The 17352-nt window shown below is 60.9% G+C and carries 18 protein-coding genes; 12 read left to right on the top strand and 6 right to left on the bottom strand.

All coding sequences use genetic code 11. The features are described 5' to 3' along the window. Nucleotides 1–51: 51 nt before the first annotated feature. Nucleotides 52–939, bottom strand: a complete 888-nt coding sequence (locus HTY61_RS11515) for a PRC-barrel domain-containing protein (protein ID WP_175276925.1) — start codon at nt 937–939, stop codon at nt 52–54. Between the two features lie 300 nt (nt 940–1239). Here HTY61_RS11515 and HTY61_RS11510 point away from each other — a divergent pair, with 300 nt between their 5' ends. Together HTY61_RS11510 and HTY61_RS11505 are read left to right on the top strand one after the other, a co-directional pair. Next, nucleotides 1240–1746 (top strand): Dps family protein, encoded by a 507-nt coding sequence (locus HTY61_RS11510; protein WP_175276924.1) that lies wholly within the window; start codon nt 1240–1242, stop codon nt 1744–1746. 4 nt (nt 1747–1750) lie between these two features. Next, on the top strand, nt 1751–1933 hold the full coding sequence (locus tag HTY61_RS11505; protein ID WP_175276923.1) for a PLDc N-terminal domain-containing protein: 183 nt from the start codon (nt 1751–1753) through the stop codon (nt 1931–1933). A 198-nt stretch (nt 1934–2131) separates the two neighbouring features. On the opposite strand, the gene HTY61_RS11500 is transcribed toward HTY61_RS11505, so the two are convergent. Together HTY61_RS11500 and HTY61_RS11495 are read right to left on the bottom strand one after the other, a co-directional pair. Further along, on the bottom strand, nt 2132–2701 hold the full coding sequence (locus HTY61_RS11500; RefSeq protein WP_175276922.1) for a sigma-70 family RNA polymerase sigma factor: 570 nt from the start codon (nt 2699–2701) through the stop codon (nt 2132–2134). Further along, nucleotides 2685–2900: a NepR family anti-sigma factor gene (locus HTY61_RS11495; RefSeq protein WP_175276921.1), complete on the bottom strand. Its 216-nt coding sequence runs from the start codon at nt 2898–2900 to the stop codon at nt 2685–2687. Before HTY61_RS11495 ends, HTY61_RS11500 begins: the two co-directional genes overlap by 17 nt. 123 nt (nt 2901–3023) lie before the next feature. Between HTY61_RS11495 and HTY61_RS11490 the strand changes: the two genes are divergently transcribed. The 6 genes from HTY61_RS11490 (at nt 3024) to HTY61_RS11465 (ending at nt 8523) form a co-directional block, all read left to right on the top strand. Next, the gene (locus HTY61_RS11490; protein WP_175276920.1) at nt 3024–3815 is read left to right on the top strand and encodes a response regulator; all 792 of its coding nucleotides are present in this window, start codon (nt 3024–3026) and stop codon (nt 3813–3815) included. 69 nt (nt 3816–3884) lie between these two features. Then, nucleotides 3885–4049, top strand: a complete 165-nt coding sequence (locus tag HTY61_RS11485; protein WP_175276919.1) for a DUF1328 domain-containing protein — start codon at nt 3885–3887, stop codon at nt 4047–4049. Between the two features lie 59 nt (nt 4050–4108). Further along, nucleotides 4109–5074 carry a sensor histidine kinase gene (locus HTY61_RS11480; RefSeq protein WP_175276918.1) on the top strand — a complete coding sequence of 322 codons (966 nt, stop codon included), beginning with the start codon at nt 4109–4111 and terminating at the stop codon, nt 5072–5074. 474 nt (nt 5075–5548) lie between these two features. Next, nucleotides 5549–6523, top strand: coding sequence for a Bug family tripartite tricarboxylate transporter substrate binding protein (locus HTY61_RS11475; protein WP_175276917.1), 975 nt, complete (start codon nt 5549–5551; stop codon nt 6521–6523). A 30-nt stretch (nt 6524–6553) separates the two neighbouring features. Then, nucleotides 6554–7003, top strand: a complete 450-nt coding sequence (locus HTY61_RS11470; protein ID WP_175276916.1) for a tripartite tricarboxylate transporter TctB family protein — start codon at nt 6554–6556, stop codon at nt 7001–7003. An 11-nt stretch (nt 7004–7014) separates the two neighbouring features. Next, nucleotides 7015–8523, top strand: coding sequence for a tripartite tricarboxylate transporter permease (locus HTY61_RS11465; protein WP_175276915.1), 1509 nt, complete (start codon nt 7015–7017; stop codon nt 8521–8523). Between the two features lie 11 nt (nt 8524–8534). Here HTY61_RS11465 and HTY61_RS11460 read toward each other — a convergent pair whose 3' ends face one another. Beyond that, nucleotides 8535–9446 carry a LysR family transcriptional regulator gene (locus HTY61_RS11460; RefSeq protein WP_175276914.1) on the bottom strand — a complete coding sequence of 304 codons (912 nt, stop codon included), beginning with the start codon at nt 9444–9446 and terminating at the stop codon, nt 8535–8537. Between the two features lie 86 nt (nt 9447–9532). Here HTY61_RS11460 and HTY61_RS11455 point away from each other — a divergent pair, with 86 nt between their 5' ends. The 4 genes from HTY61_RS11455 to HTY61_RS11440 are packed head-to-tail and all read left to right on the top strand — an operon-like array spanning nt 9533 to nt 15078. Beyond that, nucleotides 9533–11842, top strand: coding sequence for a 3-hydroxyacyl-CoA dehydrogenase NAD-binding domain-containing protein (locus tag HTY61_RS11455; RefSeq protein WP_246272788.1), 2310 nt, complete (start codon nt 9533–9535; stop codon nt 11840–11842). A gap of 3 nt (nt 11843–11845) precedes the next feature. Further along, nucleotides 11846–13048, top strand: a complete 1203-nt coding sequence (gene pcaF / locus HTY61_RS11450; RefSeq protein WP_175276913.1) for a 3-oxoadipyl-CoA thiolase — start codon at nt 11846–11848, stop codon at nt 13046–13048. A 34-nt stretch (nt 13049–13082) separates the two neighbouring features. Then, nucleotides 13083–13844, top strand: coding sequence for an enoyl-CoA hydratase-related protein (locus tag HTY61_RS11445; protein ID WP_175276912.1), 762 nt, complete (start codon nt 13083–13085; stop codon nt 13842–13844). Between the two features lie 40 nt (nt 13845–13884). Then, nucleotides 13885–15078 carry a CaiB/BaiF CoA transferase family protein gene (locus HTY61_RS11440; protein ID WP_175276911.1) on the top strand — a complete coding sequence of 398 codons (1194 nt, stop codon included), beginning with the start codon at nt 13885–13887 and terminating at the stop codon, nt 15076–15078. Between the two features lie 320 nt (nt 15079–15398). Here HTY61_RS11440 and HTY61_RS11435 read toward each other — a convergent pair whose 3' ends face one another. Both HTY61_RS11435 and HTY61_RS11430 read right to left on the bottom strand, forming a co-directional pair. Beyond that, nucleotides 15399–16550 (bottom strand): GGDEF domain-containing protein, encoded by a 1152-nt coding sequence (locus tag HTY61_RS11435; RefSeq protein ID WP_175276910.1) that lies wholly within the window; start codon nt 16548–16550, stop codon nt 15399–15401. Between the two features lie 248 nt (nt 16551–16798). Then, nucleotides 16799–17143, bottom strand: coding sequence for a transposase (locus HTY61_RS11430; protein ID WP_175276909.1), 345 nt, complete (start codon nt 17141–17143; stop codon nt 16799–16801). Between the last annotated feature and the right edge of the window lie 209 nt (nt 17144–17352).

Below are 17352 nucleotides of genomic sequence, written 5' to 3'. Positions count from 1 at the left end.
TCCCGCATAAGGAATGGCCGCACCCCGGAACGGGGCGCGGCCGGGTTGGTGTTACTCGACGGGAGCGATCAGTATGACCGCGTCCCTGTCGGACTTGTACGTTTCCTCGGAGTATGCCGGCTGGCTCTCCAGGCTTTCCCTTGTCAGGCCGGTCCGGATGGTCGACCATCCGTCCGAACCCTCGGCACGGGCGAATTGCAGGTCGTTCAGCGAGACGGCGGTCGGCTTCTCGTTGATGCCGAGAAAGCCGCCGACATCGATGATTAAGGCTTCGATCCTGCCACCGTTGTCGATCAGGATCTCGGAGACCTCGCCGACCGTTTCATCCCCGGCGCCGGTGACCGACATGCCGATGATTTCGCTGGCTTCCAGCTGTGCCTCGCTCGCCGGCACCGTTTCCATTTTCGGCGTCGCCGACGTCATCGTGTCGTCCTTGTCCATCGCGGCGTCGCCCTCCATGCGCGTCTCGGCGCTAGCCATCTCGTCGCGTTCTAGGGCGGAGCGGTCGAATGCCGGGGCGCCTTCCAGGTCCTGCTTGCTCAAGCCGCCGACCAGGACCATCTCGCCATCCGCGCCGCTCTGCCACTGCAACTCGTCGATCGACATCGCGACTTCCTTCTCGCCGATGCCGAGGAAACCGCCCACGCCGACGATCACGGCAACGGCCCGACCGTCGGGCGTCATGATGATGTCGTTGACATCGCCGATCGTTTCCGCGCTCTCGGCGGTGGACGTGTGGATGTTGGCGCCGATGAAACGGGTGGCGAGCACCTGGCTCGGGTCGGCATTGTAGAAACCGTCGACGGGCGACAGGTATTGCCCGGAATCCCGCGAGAACACGGGCGACGATTCCGTTGCACCTGACGCGTCCTGGGCGAAGGCAGCCGGTTTCGCGATCAGCGCAAGGGCGGCGGTGGTGGCCAGGAGATGCTTTTTCATCGTAAATTCCTTTTGTGAGTGTTTCTGCTCGCATGCCCGGCGGCCACGACTTTCCAGGAACTGGCTGCCGGGTACCTGCCATCAACGCGCCGTCGCGGCGCTGGTTCCAAATTTGTCGGGGAATCGGGTCGCACCCGTTGATCGGGGCATCAATACCTTCCGCGCACACTGACGGCGGCCGGATTAGCCTTCGCGCCGGCCGACCCTTCTCTCACCATTCGCAATTCCAGTCCGGAACCATGTCCTTTCGCGGACGTTGCTTCCCATGCGCACAACGAATGAACGGAAAAGGAGAAAGCCATGCCGCACGCCGTCCTCAAACCGAAACCGGCAACCGAGAAACCCGACACCGGCCTGTCGAAGGATGGTCGAAGGGAAGTCGCGGAGCATCTCTCCGCAGTCCTGACCGATACCTATTTCCTTACGATCAAGTCGCACGTCTACCACTGGAACGTTGTGGGGCCGATGTTCCATGCAATTCACGTGCTTACGGAGGAACATTACAGCGATCTCTTCGCTGCCGCCGACGTCATCGCGGAGCGTATCCGGGCGCTGGGCTTCCACGCCCCGATCGCGGATGCCGCCGGTCCGGACAAGGCGGTCGTTTCGCTGAACACCTCCGCGAAGAGCGCCCACGACATGGTGGCCGACCTGATCGACGAGCACGAAGCGACGATCCGGAGAATGCGTGATGCGGCAGAGGTTGCCGAAGGACATGAGGACTTCGTTTCGCATGACATGCTGGTCGCCCGGCTGACCTTCCATGAGAAGGCTGTCTGGATGCTTCGCGCGCTGGTTACGGAGTAAGCTGATGGGAATCGAAGTTACAGGATTGTTCGGACTCCTCGTCCTGATCGCCGACATCTACGCGATCATCAAGACGCTGGGTTCGGGCGTTTCCACGGGCCGCAAGGTGCTGTGGGTGGTCATCATCCTGCTGCTGCCGGTGCTGGGCTTCCTGCTCTGGCTGTTCATAGGCCCCCGCGGCAGGTAAACGCAGTAATCCGTCTGCCACCTCGGAAAAGCCCGCCTCCCAAAAGGCGGGCTTTTCGCCTTGCGAGGCCGCGACGGGCATCGACGCCGTCGCGTTCCGACACTGCCGGTTCCGTGCCGCAACAGGAAAACGGCGCGCCCCTTTCTGGAAGAGGCGCGCCGTGGTGGGGCGGGGTGTCCGGAAAGTCGCTCCGCCCGGTCAGGCGGCGTCACCGACCAAAGGGCGGTTCAACACGTGGGTTGCCACGTCGTCGGGTCCGTATTCGCTGCTGTCATCGACGCCCAGGATCTCGCAAAGCCGGGTCCTCGCACGCGAGACACGGCTTTTCACCGTGCCTACCGCGCAGCCGCAGATTTCCGCCGCTTCCTCGTAGGAGAGCCCCGTGGCTCCGACCAGGACGATTGCCTCGCGCTGGTCTTCCGGCAGTTGCACCAAGGCTGTCCGGAAGTCCTGCATGTCCATCTTGCCGCTCTGTTCGGGATGAGCGGCCATGGCGGTCGTCAACGCGCCGTCGGCATCCGAGACCTCGCGGCCCCGTTTGCGCATCTGGCTGTAGAATTCGTTGCGCAGTATGGTGAACAGCCATGCCCGCTGATTGGTGCCGGGCTGGAAACTGGCCTGCTTGTCCCAGGCGCGGACGAGCGTTTCCTGCACGAGGTCATCCGCCTTGTCCACCGCGCCGCTTAGCGAAATCGCAAATGCGCGCAAACCGGGGATGGCGGCGAGCAGGCCGTTCTTGAAGTTTTGCGCCTCATCCATCGTCGCCATCCTTCGCCGTCTTCTTTTCGGCGGCCTCGAGCTCGTTCAGCAGGGCGACGAACCGATCGGGAACCGGCTCCGCGAGCACCTCGTCGAATTGTGCCCGCAGTTTCTTGCCGATCTGCGATGCGGCGAGATCGTTCAGCCTGGGCTTTTTTCTATCGCGTCCCGGCATGTCGTCCTGTGCCTGATTGTTCACTGCGCTCATGGGTTCATGTCCTTTGCAATCTAGGGCTCAACGCGCGCGGACAAGATTGGTTGCAAAAAAAGTTGGAACCTTTTTCCGCCGCAGCCGTTTTGATGGGGACATTGGCAACCAGGAGGGAACGAAATGTCGCTAGCAGCCGAGTTATCCGGCCACATCCCCTACTTGCGACGTTACGCACGCTCGGTCATGGGATCCCAGGCGAGTGCGGACAACTACGTCGCCGCGATGCTTGAAGCCCTCATATCCGATCCGTCATCGTTGACCGGGTTCAGGGATACGAGATCGGATCTGTACAGGTTGTTCGTTTCCCTCTGGTCCTCGATCGACATCAACCTTCGCGACAACCGGGTTGCCGGCACGGAGAGTACCGCCACGCGCAATCTGCAGGCAATTTCCCCGCTTCCCCGACAGGCATTCCTTCTCGTTTCCGTCGAAGGATTTTCGCGACAGGATGCCGCCTACATTCTTGACGTCGAGGAGGCCGAACTCGACGAACTGCTCGACCGGGCGCATCGCGACATCGCCGCTCAGGTGGCGACCAGGGTTCTGATCATCGAGGACGAGCCCCTGATCGCCATGGATATTCAGGCGATGGTGGAAGACCTCGGGCACACGGTGACCGGAATCGCCCGGACGCATGACGAAGCCGTCGGAATGTTCGGCGAGGAACGCCCCGGCATCGTGCTGGCGGACATCCAGCTTGCGGACGGCAGCTCCGGCCTCGATGCGGTCAACGAGATGCTGCGGCAAATCAGTGTGCCGGTGATCTTCATCACGGCGTTCCCGGAAAAGCTCCTGTCCGGAGAGCGGCCCGAACCGGCTTTCCTGGTGACCAAGCCGTTCGAGCCGTCCGCGGTATCCGCCCTGATCAGCCAGGCGCTCTTTTTCCTCGACGGCGCAAAAAACGCCGCCTGATCGTGGAAAGAGGGGAACCGAACATGCCTTCCAGCGTTGTTCCCTCGTGCAGGAAAAAGGAGATACGTCATGCTTGGATGGGCACTTACATTTCTCGTTGTCGCCCTTATCGCCGCGGCTCTCGGATTTGGCGGTATCGCCGGTGCATCGGCGGGTATCGCGAAGATCTTGTTCTTCGTGTTTCTGATCCTCTTCGTGATCAGCCTCGTCGTTCGCGCCACGCGGCGGATATAGAAAGCGGAAGCATGGGCGGATCCCGACGGGTCCGCCCATTTTCATAGGCAGTACCAGATATGCCGAACCGGACGATCATACTCGAATCCCTTGTCGGAACGCCGGTCACCATCTTCTTCCAGGACATGGCCGGCGTTTTTCAGTGGTTCGTCAATCCGCAGTCGATATGGGCGCAGAGCGATCATGTCGGCGCTTGCGAGCGGGACATTGTCGACGATGCCGATCTCGTGAGGCTGGTCCGCACGAGACGGCAGGCTGCCGAGACGGGCGAGCCGCGCACGGTCGAGATCGTCGCGCGGGAGGTTGCCGCGAACGGCCGGGTCCGGAAGTGGAACCTGCGCCTCACATACAACAGGACGGTCGACCAGCAATCAGGCATCGAGGGGTTCATCTGCTCCTGTATCGACATCACCGAACAGGTGCAGCGCGAGCAGACACTGAAGAACCTTCTTCGCGAGATCGCGCACCGTTCCAAGAACATGCTGGCAATGGTGTCGAGCCTGTCTGCGCAGACCGCGCGGGTCGCCACGAGCAAGGATGAGTTCGTGCGCCGTTTCACCGGTCGGCTTCAGTCGCTTTCCAAGTCGCAGGACATTATCACGGATCGCGATTGGCGCGGATCGACGCTAACCGATCTGATCGGTCGCCAGGTGCAGGATGTCGTGCCGGTCGTCGACGGTCAGATCACTTTCGCGGGTGACGATCTCGAGCTCGGTCCCAACGGAACCATGCATGTCGGGCTCGCCCTGCACGAGCTGGTGACGAACGCCGTGCTCCATGGCGCCCTCACCATGCCGGACGGCAAGATCGTCATTAGCTGCAAGCAGGGCCCGTCCGAAGAGGGGGCCGTTCTCACATGGACGGAAACGCCCCGGGCGGTTCATGCTGCGTCGCGGCCGCAGAGCTTCGGGCAGATCATGCTCGAGCGCATCGTGCCGTCTGCAGTCAACGGAGCCGGCAGGCTCGATCTGAGCGATGAGGCGGTAACCTACACCCTGACCATCGGCGCATTGGAAATCGTATGATCCTCCGCAAAGGAAACGGGAAAACCGTCGGGGAGACGGTTTAGCCATTCAAGGCGGATCAAGGTCAAATGCGAGTGCCCATGTCTGCGCACCCGGGATACCCTGTTGCCGATCGTGTCGCGTTGCCATGACCGAACCGCATTGTGCAGCAGCCATGTGTTGAGATCGGGGTGCGGCGTCAAGCCGGGAAAAATGCTTCACTCGTGCCGCCCTGCCTCTTGTGCGTATGCCCGCTTCTCCGTCCATGCGATATCCCGCGGATAGGGAAAACCGAGCCTTGTGCGCCTCGCTCATCACACGGTCTCCATCCGGCGCAAGGCTTTGGCGCTCGTCCAGGGCTGCGAAACTCCTGCATCCCGAGCGGTGAACCGCTTGATTTTTGTTTTCTGAAAAGGTGCTTGTCGTCCGCTGCGCCTTGCCCGTGGCGCTGTCGCCTCCTTAGGGTCAACCCATTGAGATTTGGAGGAGGAAATCATGCCTATTCGCCGTCATGTCCTGGCCACTGCTCTCGGCCTTTGCGCGTCGCTTTTGTCGGGAGCGTCGTTCGCCCAATCGTACCCTGAAAAACCGATAACCGTGGTCGTTCCCTTTTCGGCGGGCGGGGCAACGGACTCCATCGCGCGGATGGTGACCGGCAAGATTTCCGAGCAGACGGGCGCGACCTTCGTCATCGAGAACCGCCCCGGTATGGGGGGCTCGGTCGGGGCGCAGAGTGTGGCTTCTGCAGCGGCTGACGGTTACACCATTCTTACCGCAACGCCGGGTGTGCAGATTCTGAATCCGTTTCTCTATTCCTCCCTGCCGTATGACGCCGCCGCCGATTTCCAACCGGTCGCCGACATTGGCATGGTGCCGAACCTGCTTGTGGTGAACCCTGAAATTCCGGTCGAAACAGTGCCGGAATTCATCGAATATCTGAAGGCGCATCCCGATGAGGTGAGCTTTTCCAGCTCGGGTGTCGGTTCGTCCAGCCACCTTGCGGGCGAATTGTTCAAATCGATGGCGGATGTCGACATTCAGCACATTCCCTACCAGGGCACGGGTGCGGCGATCGTTGACCTCGTGGCAGGCCGCGTCGAAATGGCGATCGACAGCTATTCGGCCATGATGCCGCTGGTCAAGGATGGCAGCATGCGACTTCTTGCTGTCGGAACGCCGGACCGCGTCGCCACCCAACCCGACCTGCCGACAATCGACGAGACGCTTCCGGGCTTCGTCGCCTCGGGTATGGTCTACGTTATAGGTCCCGATGGAATGCCTGATGAGGCGGTGAATTGGCTGAACGCGGCGATCAACGATGCGCTCGCCGATCCCGCGGTAAGCGAGAAGCTCGCCAGCATGTCCGTGATCGTGAAGGGCGGCACGCCGGAAGATCTGGACGAGACCGTCTCCTCCGCTCGTGCCTTGTGGAGTAAGGTGATCGGCGAGGCCGGCATTTCGATCAAGTAGTCCAGGCCCTTTTCCGGGACGGAACAAGCAGTGACCGTGAACAAGAGCAACATGGCCGGTGGCGGTATTCTTACCGCCGTCGGCCTCCTCGTCACCGCGCAGGCCGTGTCGTACGGGCTGGGCAATTTGCGGTCTATCGGTCCGGGACTGTTTCCCCTTGTCTCGGGGATCGCGCTCACCCTTCTGGGGCTGGGACTGGTGCTGGCGTCGCTACTGGGCGGCCAGCAGGACGAATTGCCTGTGCGGCAAATCCGCTGGCATGCCGCACTGTCCGTATTCGGCGGCCTGTTGGCCTGGGCGGTGCTGACGCCGAGTTTCGGGCTCGTTCCGGGAACCGTGGCACTGGTACTGGCGGCCTCCTTCGCTGCGGGGCGGCCCAGGCCGAGCCTCCTGCTTGGCCTGATCGTCGTACTTTGCGGGGCCGGCTACCTGCTCTTCGTGAAGGGACTCGGGCTGACACTGGCAGCATTCAAGTATTGAACGGATCCACCTTGGACATCTTTCACAATATCGCGCTGGGTTCACAGGTCGCTTTCGCGCCGGGCAACATGCTCTTCTGTTTCGTCGGTGTTCTGGTCGGAACGGTAATCGGGCTGTTGCCGGGTATCGGCGCGTTGTCGACGATCTCGTTGCTTCTGCCGCTGACTTTCTACATGGACCCGACCACGGCAATCATCATGCTGGCCGGTATTTTCTACGGCGCGCAGTATGGCGGCTCCACCGCATCCATACTACTCAACATGCCGGGTACCGCGACCAACGCGATCACATGCCTTGACGGCTACCCAATGGCCCAGCAGGGACGGGCAGGTGTCGCGCTTGCCATGACGACGATTGCGTCATTCGTCGGCGGTTCGCTGGCCATCATTGTTCTCATGCTTCTCGCACCGCTGATTGCCGCCTTCGCCTATGAATTTGGCGCCGCGGAGTATTTCGCGATCATGGTCTTCGGCCTGGTCGTGGCATCGAGTCTGTCCTCCGGTTCCAGGATCAAGAGTCTTTCGATGGTGGTGGTCGGCCTGCTTTTCGGCGGCGTGGGCATGGACATCTATTCCGGTACGCTGCGCTACCAGTTCGGCTTCAACGAATTGGCCGAGGGAGTGAGCCTCGTGGCACTGGTCATGGGCCTGTTCGGCGTCGCCGAGATTCTCAATAATCTGGTCCTTGGCAGCGCCAACCATCCCCGTGTTACCAGCGTTTCCCTGAAGGCGCTGATGCCGACCCGCGAAGACGTGCGCAAAAGCATAATGCCTATGCTGCGCGGGACCGGTATCGGCAATTTCATCGGGATGCTGCCCGGTGCCGGCCCGACCATTGCCTCCTTCCTTGCCTATGCGGTCGAGAAGCGGGTCAGCCGCACGCCCGAAGTATTCGGCAAGGGCGCCGTCGAGGGGATCACCGCCCCTGAATCCGCGAACAACGCCTCGGTTCAGGCCGCCTTCGTACCGACGCTCAGCCTCGGCATTCCCGGCGACCCCATCATGGCGGTTCTGCTGGGCGCGTTGGTGATCCACGGCATCACGCCGGGGCCGGGACTGGTGTTGGATCAGCCGCAATTGTTCTGGGGTCTGATCATGAGCTTCTGGCTCGGCAACCTGATGCTGTTGCTGCTGAACCTGCCGCTGATAGGCGTGTTCGTCAGCATTCTGAAAATTCCATACCGGGCGCTTTACGTGGGCATGCTGTTCCTGATCTGCATTGGTGTCTACACGGTGCGAGCCAGCTTCTTCGATGTCTATCTGATGATAGGGTTCGGCGCGCTGGGCTTTCTGATGATGCTCGGAGGCTTTCCCGCGGCCCCGTTGCTGCTGGGGTTCGTGCTCGGACCGATGATCGAGGAGAATCTCCGCCGGGCGCTGCTCATCGGGCGCGGCGATCCGCTGGCGCTTGTCTCCAGCCCGATCTCCTCGACCTTCCTGGGGCTGGCTGTGGTGATGCTTGTGCTGCCCATCCTGCGCCCCCTCGCCACCCGATTCCGTGTGGCAAAGCCGGCAGCATGACCCGGGCAGGATCAGTCGTCGTTCAGGTAAGCCAACTCGTCACATAGAAAGTCGATGAAAACCCTGGTCTTGCGGGGCAAGTACTCGCGCTTCTCAAATACCGCGTAGATGCCGTTTTCGTAGTCGCTGTGACTCGCGCTGTAATCCGTAAAGAGCGGCACCAGCCGACCGTCGGCTATTGCTTCTCGAACCGCCCAGTCCGACATTAGCGCTACGCCAACGCCATCCATGACTGCGGATAACAGGGTCATTCCGCTGTCGGACTGCAGGCGTCCCGTTACCGGAACCTCGATCTCTTCGGATCCGCGACGGAACCGCCAGATGACGGCGCCTTTGCTCAGCCGATAGGTCAGGCAGCTGACATTCACGAGACCTGATGGGCTCTTGAGCTGGTCGCCATGTATCTGGAGGAAGGTGGGAGACGCGACAACGATTCGCCTGCTCGTGGCAATTTTGCGCGCGTGGAGCGCGCTGTCACTCAACTTTCCTATGCGGATGTCGACATCAATGCCTTTTTCGATGATGTCGATTTCGTAATTTGACATCGCAAGATCGACGTCGATTTCCGGGTACCGATCAAGGAATTTCGGGAGAAGCGGCGTCAGATACTGCGCACCTACCATTTGCCGTGAATGAACACGAAGTACGCCGCGTGGATTCGAATGAAGACCTTCGACTGCCAGTTTGGCCTCGTCGATCTGGGCGATGATCGGTTCGATCATTGTCTTGTAGGTACGTCCGGCCTCGGTCAGGCTCATTTGGCGGCTGCTGCGGTGGAACAGGCTCGCATTCAGGGCGTGTTCCAGCGCGGTGACATGGCGGGAAACGGTGGCTGGCGACATGCCCAGTCTGCGTCCTGCCGCTGACAAGGAACCAAGATGGGCGACTTCGCGGAAGACCCGGACCGCATGCAACCAGTTCATGGTGCCAAATATACCTCGCCCGCAGGAAACACCTTCGCGCCATAACGCCCCTTGGCGGCTCGGGCAAGCGGCACGCGGAATACCGCATGTCAAATTCTGAAGGGAGCCGAAGCGAAATCGCGGTTGCTGGGGATGTCGAAAACTTAAAAGGACCTTTTCGCATTCGGGCTTTTACCGTCAACAATCAAAACACTAGCTTCTTTTCATCGACGAACCATGCGGTGTCAGCGAACGGCCCTTTGGCCGTCTTTGCCGCGGGATTTGTGCTCGGATCGACTAAAGCCGGGAGGAGTTCTTCCGTGAACACGCATCTCAAGCAAGCCGCCGCGCCTCAAGACGAACAGAGCGTGACCATGGAAATGTGCGGCGCTATTGCTGTCCTGACCATCGACAATCCGCCGGTCAATGCCGGTTCGCACGCTGTGCGCGCGGGCTTGATCAAGGCACTGCAGGATGCGGAAATGCGGGGAGCGAAGGGTGCGGTTCTGATCGGGGCCGGGCGAACCTTCGTTGCGGGGTCCGACATGCGCGAGTTTGATGACAAGCTCCGCTGGCCCGAGCTTCCGGATGTCATTGCGGCATTGGAAGCGGTATCATTTCCGGTCATTGCGGCTATGCATGGCGTGGCTCTTGGTGGAGGACTGGAGCTGGCGCTGGGATGCGACTATCGGATTGCTTCACCCGGCACCAAGCTGGGACTACCCGAAGTTTCTCTCGGCTTTGTGCCCGGTGCGGGGGGCACACAGAGACTTCCGCGACTTATCGGGATCCGTCGCGCTATCGCGATGGTTTGTGGATCGGAGCGTATCTCGGCCGAAGAGGCCTTGGATTTGAATCTTATTGATATGCTGGCCGGTGAAGACTTGCTGCAGGCGGCCGTGGATTTTTTGTCCGCAGAACGGCGACCGAAAAGGGTATTGCGGACAATCGAAGTGCCGCGTGAGCCTGATACGCAAATAGAAGCGGCTGCAGAGCGCGCTTTGCACCTTGGGCGCCGTCGCCCAAATGTCGTCGCTGCGCTGGAACTTGTCCGTCGCAGTAGAGAGCCGGATGCGGACCGTGTTTTGGCCGAAGAGCGTGCGACGTTTCAGAGGTTGCGTCGTAGTGACGAGGCGAAGGCACTCCGTTACCTTTTCTTCGCCGAGCGGCGCGCGGGTTCTGTCCCAGGGCTGGATCGGGCAGAGGCACGCCCGATTGAGCGTGCGGGAGTGATTGGTGGTGGCACGATGGGGCAGGGCATCACCCTCGCCTTCCTTGCCGCCGGGCTGACCGTTACTTTGATAGAGCGTGATGCGGCCGCACTGGATCATGCGTTGTCGCGAATACGCGAAAACCTTTCGGAGCAGGTCCGAAAAGGACGCATATCTGCAGCCGAACACCAGGCGCACATTTTTAATTTGCACGGGGCTACCGATATATCGGCGGTTGGTGGGTGCGATGTCGCGATCGAGGCCGTTTACGAGGACATGGCCGCAAAACGCCAGGTTGTGACGGCTCTCGAGAGCGTGTTGGCGCCCGATGCATTGATTGCGACCAACACGTCCTATCTCGACATCGATGCCATGGCGGAGGGAACTGCACGACCGGAACGTGTTCTGGGTCTGCATTTCTTCAGTCCCGCCGACATAATGAAGCTTCTGGAAATCGTGCGTGCGGGCCGAACCAGCGATGCGGTGCTGGCTACGGCGCTGAAGCTTGCGCGAAAACTGGACAAGAAGCCGGTTGTCGCAAGGGTCGCCGAGGGCTTCATAGGCAATCGCGTTTATGCCGCATATCGCCGGCGGGCGGAATTGCTCGTGCTCGACGGCGCATCGCCGGAGGCCGTGGACGCGGCGGCAACCGCGTTCGGATTCGCCATGGGACCCTTTGCGGTCTCCGATCTGTCGGGGCTCGATATCGCATGGGCGATGCGCAAGCGGCAGGCAGCGACACGCGATCCCGAGGCACGCTACGTGGAGATCCCCGACCTGCTTTGCGAGGCCGGACGGCTAGGGCGCAAGAGCGGCAAGGGCTGGTATGACTACAGCGGCGGCGGTGCGAAGGTCGATCCAGAAGTCGATGCGTTGATAGATGCGGCGCGGGCGCGCGCCGGCGTGGTTCCCCGTGATTTCGACACATCGACCATTCAACAGCAGCTTCTGGCGGCAATTGTCAACGAGGCGGCGTGTCTCGTCGAAGATGGCGTTGCCGCGCGGGCATCCGACGTCGATGTGGCATTCGTCAACGGATACGGCTTCCCGCGCTGGCGGGGCGGACCACTTTACTGGGCGACCCGCCAGGACAGGACTTCAATAGAGTGCGCACTCGCGGATCTCGCCGACGCCGTCGGCCCGGGCCATCGCGCGGGAGGCGTGGCGGATGTCCTGTCGGAACTCGATGCCGGGACAGGGGCATAGCCGATGAGGGATGTATTCATATGCGACTATGTCCGAACACCGATCGGGCGCTATGGCGGCGGTCTGTCTTCCGTCCGGGCTGACGACCTTGCTGCCGTGCCGATTCGTGCGCTCATGGCTCGCAATGTCGGTCTGGACTGGGACGAACTGGTTGACGTCATCCTCGGTTGCGCGAACCAGGCAGGCGAGGACAATCGCTGTGTCGCGCGCATGGCCCTGCTGCTTGCCGGATTGCCCGAGACCGTTTCGGGTACCACGATCAACAGGCTTTGCGGTTCGGGTATGGATGCCGTTCTTGCTGCCTGGCGCCGGCTAGCGCTGGGCGAAGGGGATCTGGCCATTGCCGGTGGCGTCGAAAGCATGAGCCGCGCCCCGTTTGTCATGCCGAAGGCGGAAGCAGCCTTCTCCCGCCGGGCAACCGTAGAGGACACCACGATCGGCTGGCGTTTTGTCAATCCTGAGATGCACCGCCTCCACGGGACGGACTCCATGCCGGAAACCGCCGAGAACGTGGCCGCCGAGTTCTGCATTGACAGGGGTGACCAGGATGCGTTTGCGCTGCGCAGTCAGGAGCGTGCAGCCGCCGCTGCCGCGTCCGGTTTCTTTGCAGGCGAAACGATCCCGGTGGAAGTGCCTCAGCGAAAGGGCCCTCCACGTCTGTTTGATGCGGACGAGCATCCGCGACAAACTTCGATCGAAAAGCTGTCATCCCTGCCGGCGCCGTTCCGGGCCGGGGGCAGCGTGACCGCGGGCAATTCCTCCGGGGTCAATGACGGCGCCGCAGCGCTTCTGCTTGCCTCGTCAGCCGGCGTCGAGCGGTTTGGACTTTCGCCGCTAGCGCGCATTGCCGGCGGCGCGACGGCCGGCGTGGCTCCGCGCATCATGGGTATCGGCCCTGCCCCGGCGACCGAGAAACTGTGCGCGATGCAGGGGCTGCATGTGACCGATTTCGACGTGATCGAGCTCAATGAGGCGTTTGCCAGCCAGGCACTGGCTGTCTTGCGTCGACTTGGACTGCCCGACGATGCCGAACATGTGAACCGGAATGGTGGCGCGATCGCCTTGGGTCACCCGCTTGGAATGAGCGGGGCGCGCATCACCGGTACCGCGGCGCGGTTGCTTGCCGACGGGCAAGGCCGACGGGCGCTCGCAACCATGTGCATCGGTGTGGGGCAGGGCATAGCGATTTCGCTGCAGTCCGTCTGAAACAGGTAACGAGACTTTTGGAGAGGAAACCGGAATGAGCATCCAGACCACCTTTTCGGGCGGAGTCGCCGAGATCACGATTGATTGTCCGCCAGTCAATGCGATCACGCTTGCCGACTACCGGGAAATCGCGGAGACCTTTGAGGATGCGGACGGTTGGGATGGCATCAACTGCATCGTCTTCACCGCCGCCGGCACGCGCGCCTTTTGCGCGGGGCTGGATCTGAAGGAGTTCCTCGCCGCCACGGTCGAGGAGGACCCTGCCCGCGCGCGCGTTGTGCGTCGTTGTTTCAAGTCGATCCGCGATTGCGTGATACCGACCATCGCCGCTGTCAATGGACCGGCCCTGGGAGCGGGAGCGGTCCTGGCGTCGGTCTGCGATATTCGCATAGCTTCCCGTAACGCGCGCTTTGCCATGCCCGAAATCAATGTCGGGCGCTGCGGTGGCGCAGCGCATCTGGGCCGTCACATCCCGCAGGGCATGTTGCGACGCATGTTCTTTACCGGTGAACCGATCGATGCACAGGAGGCTTGGCGGCTCGGTTTCGTGCAGGAGGTCACGGCACCGGAGGAACTGATGGATATCGCTCACACGCTGGCTGCAAAGATCGCGGCCAAGGCACCGATCGGCCTGCGTCTGGGCAAGCAGGCGCTCAACCAGATCGAGTTCCTGCCGGTGGATGAGGCTTACCAGATCGAGCAGCAATACAGCACGCTGCTCATGAAGACCGAAGATGCCCGCGAAGCGACGGCGGCTGTCGTCGAGAAACGCGAGCCGATTTTCAAGGGGCGCTGACACCGTCCTTTCGCTGTAGCGATTCAAGTCAGGGACAGACATGACAGGACCACTTTCGCACATCCGTGTATTGGACATGAGCCGAATCATGGCCGGCCCGTGGGCCGGCCAGCTGCTTGCCGATCTGGGGGCAGAGGTCATCAAGGTCGAACGAAAGGGGGTGGGGGACGATACCCGCCGGTGGGGCCCGCCTTACCTGAAAGACCGGGACGGCAGGGAGACCGGCGAATCCGGTTACTACCTTTCGGTCAACCGTGGGAAGAAGTCGGTGGAAATCGATCTCGCGAGCACGGACGGGCAGGACGCCATTCGTGAACTTGCGCTCGGTTCGGATATCCTTCTGGAAAATTTCAAGACCGGCACGCTCGCACGATATGGACTCGGGCCGGATGCGCTGCGCGCACTGAATCCCCGGCTGGTCTATTGCTCGATCACCGGGTTCGGCCAGGACGGCCCGATGGCGGGTGATGTCGCCTACGATTTCATGATCCAGGCCATGGGAGGTCTGTTGTCTGTCACCGGTGTGCCGGACGGCGAGCCCGGCGCGGGGCCCCAGAAGGTAGGCATTCCGATCATCGATATCATGACCGGCATGTATGCCGGCGTCGCTGTACTGGCAGCGCTGTCGCGCAGGAACGAAACCGGACGAGGGGAATTCGTCGATATCGCAATGCTTGATGTTGCGGTGTCCATGCTTGCCAATCAGGCGATGAACTATCTCGTATCGGGGGAGACGCCGAAGAGAAGGGGCAACAAGCATCCCAACATCCAGCCGCAGGACATCTTTCCCGTGCGGGACGGCCACATGGTGCTCGCGGTCGGCAACGACGAACAATTCGCGCGCTTCGCGGAGGCGCTGGGAGACCCGGAAATGGCGCACGATCCGCGCTATGCCACCAACGCGGAACGGGTTCGGAATCTTGACACGCTGCATCCGAGGATATGCGAACTGCTCGCTCAACGCGACATGGCGGACTGGCGCCGAATCCTGACGGAAAAACAGGTCCCTTGTGCGCCGATCAATTCGGTTCCGCAGGTGCTTGGAGAACCGCAGGTTCTGCATCGCGAGATGTTGCGGCATCTGCCGCATCCGCTCTCGGGAACCGTGCCAAGTGTTGTCTCGCCCATGAAATTCGCCGAGGCCTCCCTGAGCTTTGACCGACCGCCTCCGCTGCTTGGCGAGCACAATCGCGAAGTGCTTGAGCAGCTGGGTTTGAAGGCGACAGGTTCCTGATTGAATTCCGGGGCGTCAGGACTCGTTGTCGCAATTGTCTCATGGGCGCTGACGGTGCATGCTTTGCGATATAGGCCGGTCGGTACATCCTGTGCATGGTCGCAATAGGCCCTGCCTGTCATGCGGTAGAGCTGTTGGCTCTACCGGCCCCGGTTTCATTTCATGCAGCAGCGTGTTCAGGCGCCTGGCCATCCACGCAGCCTTCCTGTGATCGGAATGCCCAAGGCCAGGAGGCGTTCGACGGCGACACCGTGCAGAGGCCGAGGACAAGGCGGTGTCCGGTCCAAAACATGATCGGTATGCGCGGTGCGGTTTGTCTCTTAGGCCGCTTTTGAAATTACCACCCTGTCTCGGCCGCTCCGCTTCGCCTCATACAAAGCGGAATCGACGCGCTCGAGTACCTCGTCGATCTTTTCCTGATGCTGGCAGGCGGCGACCCCCACACTAACCGTTGTTGCAATGGAAGACGGAACTCCTTCATGCCTTCCCTTGGCGAAAGCATTTCTGACTTCATCTGCAATCACATGGGTAGTCGGGACATCCACCCCCGGCAGGATAACGGCAAACTCCTCGCCTCCCAATCTTCCGACAATGCCTCGGTCTGCGACAGTCTGCTTCAGAATCCGCGCGAGTCCCCGGATGACATTGTCTCCGGTACCGTGTCCGCAGGTATCATTTATCCGTTTGAAGTGATCAATGTCGAAGAGGGCGACGGTAGTCGGGCGATGCATTGGGTTGCCGTGCAAGATTGCTGCCGCTTCGTTGAAGAAGCCACGCCGGTTTCTGACACCGGATAACATGTCCGTCACGGATTGCTCGGCGACGTCCCGCATGGCGTCCGTGGCGATCCTTACCAGAAACAGGATGGCTAGCGAAATCCAGCCGAATAGCGCAACAACCAGCAATGACTGGAACCAGAACGAGTCCACCCGACCCGCGGAATCGAGTTGTTCACGCATGACCAGCGTGCCGGCCATTCTTGCTGCTATGAGCAGTACGGCAAAGCAAATTCCTGCGAGAAGCAACAGGTCGATTCGATCCCGTTTGGGCGCTCTGATCAGCGCCAGGGCCGATACCACGAGAAATGCGATAATGCCGATGCTTACGGATGTTCCGCGCAGGAGTACGTCCTGATGCACAAAGGAGAACCATGACGCCACAGCTATCAGGCCGCCGTAGATCGCAAATAGCTGCCGGTCGTTGGGCCTGCCTTGGTAGCGGATCTGCATGCCTCTCGCGGTAAAGAGGCTCACCAGGCCGAACAGGAGGTTGACGATCCAGCTGAGCCACCAACCGCCAAAGTGCGCGGTGATTCCCGCGAATACGAATCCGAGCCCGGCCACCGCGTATGTGAATGACCAGTTCAACACGTGAAGAAGGTCTGGCTGCCTGCGCCAAACGACAAACAACACGGAAAACAGGAACAGGGAAATGATCGGATTTATGGTCGTTTGAAGCAATGTGCCCGTCATCGGGTTGCCCCTCTTGAACTCGAAGAACACCTGAAATGGAATTCGTGAGGAAACGGTTACCTTCGCCTGAGGGCGAGCAAAAATATCAGTGAGTTATGGCTTTTGATGGCGGCTCTGGGCTGCAATCTTCCCGGGCACAATATCAATGGATGTTAAGTTTCAGGCCGCAATCCATCGTCAGGCCTCTGCACCGGGAGCATTGCCCTATTGATCCTCCGTTTTCCTAAACATGACGGCGGACCACTTCATTAGGGGGGGATCAGGCGGTGTCTCAGTTTGAAAATGCAGCCGGCGCGTTCAACTGCGGCGCGCTGGATGTCGATCACGCCGGTCGAAGGGATGGCTTCCCGGCCATCCTTCTCGCGGGCCTGGGCCACCGGGGTGTTGCTGATCAAGCGCAGGATGCCATTGTCGCGCCAGTCGTGGAAATAGTTCTGCGCCGTCGTAAACGGTGGAAACTCCTTCGGCAGCATGCGCCACTGGCAACCGGTCGAGGCCATGTAAAGGATCGCGTTCATTACCTCGCGCAAGTTGGCCTTGCGAGGGCTGCCGAGCCGGCGCCGCAACGGCACAACGGTTGAATCAATCGCCATTCCGCATCGCTGAGATCGCTTGCATAACGGCAGTGCCGGCGCACATGGTGAGACCGGGTGATATCAGTCCAGGGCATCGTGCTCTCAATCGAATCTTCGCAAATCCGATGGAACCACAACCTACTAATATTACTATATTTTTTAGGTCGGCCTCTCAGGCGTAGGCTCGAGCTTAAGGATATCTTTGAACCATCTTGGTCGGGCCAAGG

It is taken from the genome of Oricola thermophila, assembly GCF_013358405.1.
Lineage (GTDB): Bacteria > Pseudomonadota > Alphaproteobacteria > Rhizobiales > Rhizobiaceae > Oricola > Oricola thermophila.
This window is presented reverse-complemented; position numbering and strand designations above follow the sequence as displayed.

Excerpts from the sequence above, each read along its gene's own strand:
- HTY61_RS11445 (WP_175276912.1), top strand. The coding sequence starts at position 13,083 with ATGAGCATCCAGACCACCTTTTCGGGCGGAGTCGCCGAGATCACGATT.
- HTY61_RS11500 (WP_175276922.1), bottom strand. The coding sequence starts at position 2,701 with ATGGCGACGATGGATGAGGCGCAAAACTTCAAGAACGGCCTGCTCGCC.
- HTY61_RS11435 (WP_175276910.1), bottom strand. The coding sequence starts at position 16,550 with ATGACGGGCACATTGCTTCAAACGACCATAAATCCGATCATTTCCCTG.
- HTY61_RS11460 (WP_175276914.1), bottom strand. The coding sequence starts at position 9,446 with ATGAACTGGTTGCATGCGGTCCGGGTCTTCCGCGAAGTCGCCCATCTT.
- pcaF (WP_175276913.1), top strand. The coding sequence starts at position 11,846 with ATGAGGGATGTATTCATATGCGACTATGTCCGAACACCGATCGGGCGC.
- HTY61_RS11485 (WP_175276919.1), top strand. The coding sequence starts at position 3,885 with ATGCTTGGATGGGCACTTACATTTCTCGTTGTCGCCCTTATCGCCGCG.
- HTY61_RS11475 (WP_175276917.1), top strand. The coding sequence starts at position 5,549 with ATGCCTATTCGCCGTCATGTCCTGGCCACTGCTCTCGGCCTTTGCGCG.
- HTY61_RS11480 (WP_175276918.1), top strand. The coding sequence starts at position 4,109 with ATGCCGAACCGGACGATCATACTCGAATCCCTTGTCGGAACGCCGGTC.
- HTY61_RS11515 (WP_175276925.1), bottom strand. The coding sequence starts at position 939 with ATGAAAAAGCATCTCCTGGCCACCACCGCCGCCCTTGCGCTGATCGCG.
- HTY61_RS11430 (WP_175276909.1), bottom strand. The coding sequence starts at position 17,143 with ATGGCGATTGATTCAACCGTTGTGCCGTTGCGGCGCCGGCTCGGCAGC.
- HTY61_RS11490 (WP_175276920.1), top strand. The coding sequence starts at position 3,024 with ATGTCGCTAGCAGCCGAGTTATCCGGCCACATCCCCTACTTGCGACGT.
- HTY61_RS11510 (WP_175276924.1), top strand. The coding sequence starts at position 1,240 with ATGCCGCACGCCGTCCTCAAACCGAAACCGGCAACCGAGAAACCCGAC.
- HTY61_RS11495 (WP_175276921.1), bottom strand. The coding sequence starts at position 2,900 with ATGAGCGCAGTGAACAATCAGGCACAGGACGACATGCCGGGACGCGAT.
- HTY61_RS11505 (WP_175276923.1), top strand. The coding sequence starts at position 1,751 with ATGGGAATCGAAGTTACAGGATTGTTCGGACTCCTCGTCCTGATCGCC.
- HTY61_RS11455 (WP_246272788.1), top strand. The coding sequence starts at position 9,533 with ATGTCAAATTCTGAAGGGAGCCGAAGCGAAATCGCGGTTGCTGGGGAT.
- HTY61_RS11440 (WP_175276911.1), top strand. The coding sequence starts at position 13,885 with ATGACAGGACCACTTTCGCACATCCGTGTATTGGACATGAGCCGAATC.